We start from the raw sequence: 4,799 nt of genomic DNA, 5'->3' as shown, positions 1-4,799 counted from the left end.
ATGCGGGCGTCGTCGGCGGCCACCGCGTCGATGGACCGGCCCTGAGCCACGAAGATCTTGCCGTTGTCCTTCAGCAGGTCGGCGCGCTCCATGCCGGGGCCGCGCGGCTTGGAGCCGACCAGCAGGCACCAGTTCGCGTCCTTGAACGCCACGTCGGGGTCGCCGGTCAGCACCATGTCGGTGAGCAGCGGATAGGCGCAGTCCTCGAGTTCCATGGCTACGCCCTTCAGGGCCTTCTGCGGGCCTTCGACCGGGATTTCCAGGAGCTGCAGGATCAGGGGCTGGTCGGCGCCGAACATCTGGCCTGAGGCGAGGCGGAACAGCAGCGCATAGCCGATGTTGCCCGCCGCGCCGGTGACCGCCACGCGGATCGGTTTCTTGCTCATGCGACTACTCCCTTGCTGCTGCGGCGGGTCCGTAGCCCAGCGGGGCGCGGGCTGCAATGGCGGGGCGGGGAAACGGGCTTGGCGGCGACGCCCGCGCCGTGTTCCCTTGACCGATGTTCGAGATCGACCCCGCTTTCCTGGCCACCTCCGAGGCCGTCGGCGACCTGGCGCTGAGCCACCTGCGCCTGCAGGCCGACGCGCGCTTCCCCTGGATCGTGCTGATCCCCCGGGTGGCCGCCGCCCGCGAGCTCGAGGACCTGGCGGAGGGCGAGCGCGACGTCCTGATGGAGGAGGTCCTGCGGTCCGGCGCCGCCGTGCGCGCCATAGCCGACGCGCTGGGGCGGCCGGCGGCCAAGCTCAACGTCGCCCAGCTCGGCAACATCACCCCGCAGCTGCATGTGCACGTGATCGCCAGGCGCCCCGACGACGCGGCCTGGCCGGCCCCGGTCTGGGGGTTCGGCGTCGCCAGGCCGTACGGCCCGAAGGCTCTTGAGCTGGCGCTGGCCGCCGCGCGGGTGACGCTGGGGCTCTAAAGACCGCTCCGGCGCAGGGTCACGGCTCGCCGCCCCCCGCCTTCCGCAAGTTCGCCGCTCCAGCGCCCATCGGCCCCGCCGTGCAGGGTCGCGACCGTGGTCGGCGCGCCGGGCGTGGGCGTGAAGCGCAGGGTGACGTCCGGGCCCTGCCGCTGGATGTCGTCCACCAGGCCCGAGGCGTTGAGCGAGCCCTTGCGGCGGACGTCGCGCCAGACGCCTTCCAGCCGGTCCCGCCGATCGACGATCTGCAGGGCATAGAGGTCCTGGCCGTCGGCGCTGAGCGTCCAGCCGCCGTCCAGCGCGCCCTGGAAGCTCTGCGCGGAGGCGAAGGAGGAGCGGATGCGCGAGTCGTAGGCCATGTCCCTGGGCGTCGGCGGGGCGTCGGGCGTTTTGCCGGTCTGCTCCACGAGGACTGGAGCGTCCAGATGCGGCCGCGGGGCGGGCGTGTAGGGCGCCCCGCCCGGCAGCGGCGCGATCGTCGGTTCCGGCTCCGGCGGGGTGCGCGGCGCGCTGGCGGTGTCCGGCTCGTCCTCGTCCTTCGACGGCTGCTGGCCAGGGTGATCCAAAAGAGAGCCGATCACGTCGCGCGGCGGCGGCGAAGGCGCCGGCGCGGGCTGGGCGGCGGCCGGCAGCGCGGCGGCGACCAACAGCAGGGGTAGGACCTGGACCCGCATCGACCCTCTAAACCTCATGGGCGGCGATGGCCTCGGCGACGGCGATCAGCCGCTGCGCCTGCGCCAAGTGCAGCCGCTCGACCATGCGCCCATCGACCTTGAGAACTCCTTTCCCGGTGTTTTCGGGCGAATCGAAGGCCTCTACCACCGTGCGCGCCCAGACGACCGCCGCCGGCTCCGGCGAGAAGGCGCGGTTGGCCGCCTCAAGGTGGGTCGGGTGGATCAGGCTCTTGCCGTCGAAGCCGAGGTCGGCCCCCTGCGCGCACTCCCGGGCCAGGCCCTCGAGGTCGGGGATGTCGTTGTAGACCCCGTCGAGGACGGCGATCCCGTGTCCGCGGGCGGCCATCACGCTCATGGCCAGCGCCGGGAGCAGCGGGAAGCGGTCAGGGCCCGGCCGGCAACGCATCTCCTTGACCAGGTCGTTGGTCCCGATCACCCAGCCGCCGACGCCCTCCACCGCCGAGGCGCGGCCCAGAGCGTCCAGCGCGAACACCGCCTGGCAGGTCTCGATCATCGCCCACAGCGCCGTCCTCGGCCCCAGCGCCTTGCGGTAGGCCGCCAGGTCCTGCGGCGACCCCACCTTCGGAACCAGCACCGCGTCCGGCCGCGCGCCCGCGGCAGCCGCCAGGTCGTCAGCGCCCCAGGGGGTGTCGAGGCCGTTCACCCGGATCACCAGCTCACGCGACCCGAAGCCGCCGGCGCCCACCGCCTCCGCCGCCAGCGCGCGGGCCGCAAGCTTGGCCTCGGGCGCGACGGAGTCCTCCAGGTCGAGGATCACCACGTCGCAGGGCAGCGTCCTGGCCTTCTCGATGGCCCGCGCATTCGAGCCGGGCAGGTAGAGCGCGCTGCGGCGGGGTCTCGCGCCGGAACCTAGCGAAGCGGCCGTCGTCGTCATTTGCGCTCCTTCGCGCATGGATATCCGCCAGTCTTAGCGGTTAGGGTGGCGGCATGACCACACGCTACGATCCCGGCGCCCGAAACGTGCTGGGCGGGGAGCTCAAGCCCTGCTCGGTCGACCCCGTCACCGGGTTCTTCCGCAACGGCTGCTGCGAGACCAGCCACGAGGACGTCGGCCTGCACACGGTCTGCGCGGTGATGACCGCCGAGTTCCTGGCCTTCAGCCGTGCGGCGGGCAACGATCTTTCGACGCCCGTCCCGGAGGCGCAGTTCCCCGGCCTGCGGCCCGGCGACCGCTGGTGCCTCTGCGCGCCGCGCTGGAAGGAGGCCCTGGACGCCGGCGCCGCCCCTCAGGTGGTCCTCGACGCCACCCACGAGGAGACGCTGGCGATCGTCACGCTAGGCGTGCTCAAGGATTATGCGGTGGACGCCTAGGCTCAGTTCCTCCCCCGAAGGGCACACTTCGGTGCAGGGGAGGAGCAACTAGGTCAGCGCGTACGCCGCCTCCAGGCGGTAGTGGGCCTGCTCGCTGCCCAGGAAGCTGGAATAGAGGCCGAAGCTCTCGACGCGGATCGGCGGCGACTTGAGCAGGTTGTTGGCCTGGATCCAGGCGGCGACCTCGGCGGGGTCGGGGTGGCGCAGGTAGGCCAGCGTCACGTGCGGGCGGTAGTGGCGCGAATCGGCCTTCAGGCCGGCGCGGCGGGCGGCCGTCTCGCAGGCCCTGGCCAGGCGCCTCAGGGGTTCGCTCTCGGCGACGCCCGCCCAGATGGCGTGGATGTCCGGCCCGTCGCCGAACGCGCCGACGCCGGAAAGCGCGATCTCGAACGGCCGGCCCCGCACCGCGGAGAGCTCGGCGTCGAGATCGCGGGCGACGTCCTCGCGGATCTCGCCGAAGAACCTCAGCGTCAGGTGCAGCGCATCGAGCGGGCGCCAGCGGGCCCCCTCGACCCCGGTCTGGCGGCGGGCCAGCGCCAGGCCGATATCTTGCGGGATCGGCAGGGCGGCGAAGAGCCGGATCATGGACCCTAACTAACGCAGGCCGCCGCGGGCCGCCACGGCTCCGCGAAACCCCGCCGAATCCTTAACGACACCTTGATCAACTAGGCCTTGCTTCCGCCTCACGCGACCCCGATATTTCCCCTTGCGTCCAATCGGGACGTTTAGATCAAGGGCTATGCTCAAATGAGCGACTTCAACCGCGACTACGCGCGCACGATCCCCGCGGATCGCGCCGACATGTCGGTTGACGCAGGCCTCCGCAGTTTCATGCTTGGGGTCTACAACAAGGTGGCGCTTGGCCTGGTCGTTTCGGCCGGGATGGCGTTCGTCACCAGTTCGGTCGCACCGATCCGCGACCTGATGTTCAAGGTGACGGCCGACGGGCGCTTCGCCGGACTGACCGGCATCGGCATGATCGTGGCCTTCGCGCCACTGGCTGTGATCCTGTTCTCCGGATTTGCGATCCGCAACCAGACCCCGCGCACGGCCGGCGTGACCTACTGGTCCATCGTCAGCCTGATCGGCGCCTCGCTGGGCGTGGTCGTCCTGGCCTACACCGGGGCCTCGATCGCCACGACCTTCCTGATCACCGCCTCGTCCTTCGGGGCGCTGTCTCTGGTGGGCTACACCACCAAGCGCAACCTGACCGGCATGGGCAGCTTCCTGATCATGGGGGTGTGGGGCCTGATCATCGCCAGCCTGGTGAACATGTTCCTCCACAGCCCGGCCATCTATCTGATGGTCAACCTGCTGGGCGTGGCGATCTTCGCCGGCCTGACGGCCTACGACACCCAGCGCCTGAAGATGACCTACTACCAGCTGGGCGGCGACCAGGCGGCCATGAGCGTGGCCACCAACTACGGCGCGCTCAGCCTCTATCTGGACTTCATCAACCTGTTCCAGTTCCTGCTCAGCCTGATGGGCAGCCGCCGCTAAGGCGGCGCGCACCGCAGGCGCAGAATCGAGCCCCGGGGGGAAACCTCCGGGGCTTTTTCTTTGGATCCTCCCCCAGCGCGAAGCGCGATGAGGGGGAGGTGGCGCGAAGCGCCGGAGGGGGTTTCAGCCGCCGACTCGGCTGGTGGAACCCCCTCAGTCAGCTGCGCTGACAGCTCCCCCTGTGGGGGAGCATCTGGGCCTTAGGAGCTGTGGACTCTAGGGATTCCGGCTGAGGCCGAAGCGTGATTCAAGACTGCTTTTTGGAGGCGGTCTTGGGCGTGATGGATCGTTTGGTGCTGACCGACGAGCGGTGGGAGCGGATGGCGCCGCTGATCATCGGCCGGCCGGATCAGAAGGGTTCGACCGGGCGCGAC

General features: G+C 70.6%; 6 protein-coding genes and 2 pseudogenes. 4 read left to right on the top strand and 4 right to left on the bottom strand.

What is annotated here, in order from left to right; all coding sequences use genetic code 11:
* Positions 1–386, bottom strand: a pseudogene (locus tag JWP28_RS05020) (malate dehydrogenase); the annotation flags it as partial.
* A 113-nt stretch (positions 387–499) separates the two neighbouring features.
* Between JWP28_RS05020 and JWP28_RS05015 the strand changes: the two are divergent.
* The gene (locus JWP28_RS05015; RefSeq protein ID WP_299540666.1) at positions 500–919 is read left to right on the top strand and encodes an HIT domain-containing protein; all 420 of its coding nucleotides are present in this window, start codon (positions 500–502) and stop codon (positions 917–919) included.
* On the opposite strand, the gene JWP28_RS05010 is transcribed toward JWP28_RS05015, so the two are convergent.
* Together JWP28_RS05010 and JWP28_RS05005 are read right to left on the bottom strand one after the other, a co-directional pair.
* Positions 916–1,593: a hypothetical protein gene (locus JWP28_RS05010; RefSeq protein WP_299540665.1), complete on the bottom strand. Its 678-nt coding sequence runs from the start codon at positions 1,591–1,593 to the stop codon at positions 916–918. The two genes, JWP28_RS05015 and JWP28_RS05010, sit on opposite strands and share 4 nt — an antisense overlap.
* Before the next feature lie 7 nt (positions 1,594–1,600).
* Positions 1,601–2,488, bottom strand: coding sequence for a CoA ester lyase (locus JWP28_RS05005; protein WP_299540663.1), 888 nt, complete (start codon positions 2,486–2,488; stop codon positions 1,601–1,603).
* Positions 2,489–2,541: 53 nt separating this feature from the next.
* Between JWP28_RS05005 and JWP28_RS05000 the strand changes: the two genes are divergently transcribed.
* Positions 2,542–2,925, top strand: a complete 384-nt coding sequence (locus JWP28_RS05000) for a DUF2237 domain-containing protein (protein ID WP_299540661.1) — start codon at positions 2,542–2,544, stop codon at positions 2,923–2,925.
* A 48-nt stretch (positions 2,926–2,973) separates the two neighbouring features.
* Here JWP28_RS05000 and thpR read toward each other — a convergent pair whose 3' ends face one another.
* On the bottom strand, positions 2,974–3,510 hold the full coding sequence (gene thpR / locus JWP28_RS04995) for an RNA 2',3'-cyclic phosphodiesterase (RefSeq protein WP_299540659.1): 537 nt from the start codon (positions 3,508–3,510) through the stop codon (positions 2,974–2,976).
* Positions 3,511–3,672: 162 nt separating this feature from the next.
* Here thpR and JWP28_RS04990 point away from each other — a divergent pair, with 162 nt between their 5' ends.
* A complete protein-coding gene (locus JWP28_RS04990) occupies positions 3,673–4,425 on the top strand; it encodes a Bax inhibitor-1/YccA family protein (protein ID WP_299540657.1) in 753 nt (250 codons plus the stop codon).
* A 281-nt stretch (positions 4,426–4,706) separates the two neighbouring features.
* Positions 4,707–4,799, top strand: a pseudogene (locus tag JWP28_RS04985) (IS5/IS1182 family transposase); the annotation flags it as partial.

It is taken from the genome of Phenylobacterium sp., from assembly GCF_028290885.1.
In the GTDB taxonomy this organism is placed as follows: domain Bacteria; phylum Pseudomonadota; class Alphaproteobacteria; order Caulobacterales; family Caulobacteraceae; genus Phenylobacterium.
Note: the sequence above shows the minus strand (reverse complement) of the source record. Positions and strands in the feature narration are given on the sequence as shown.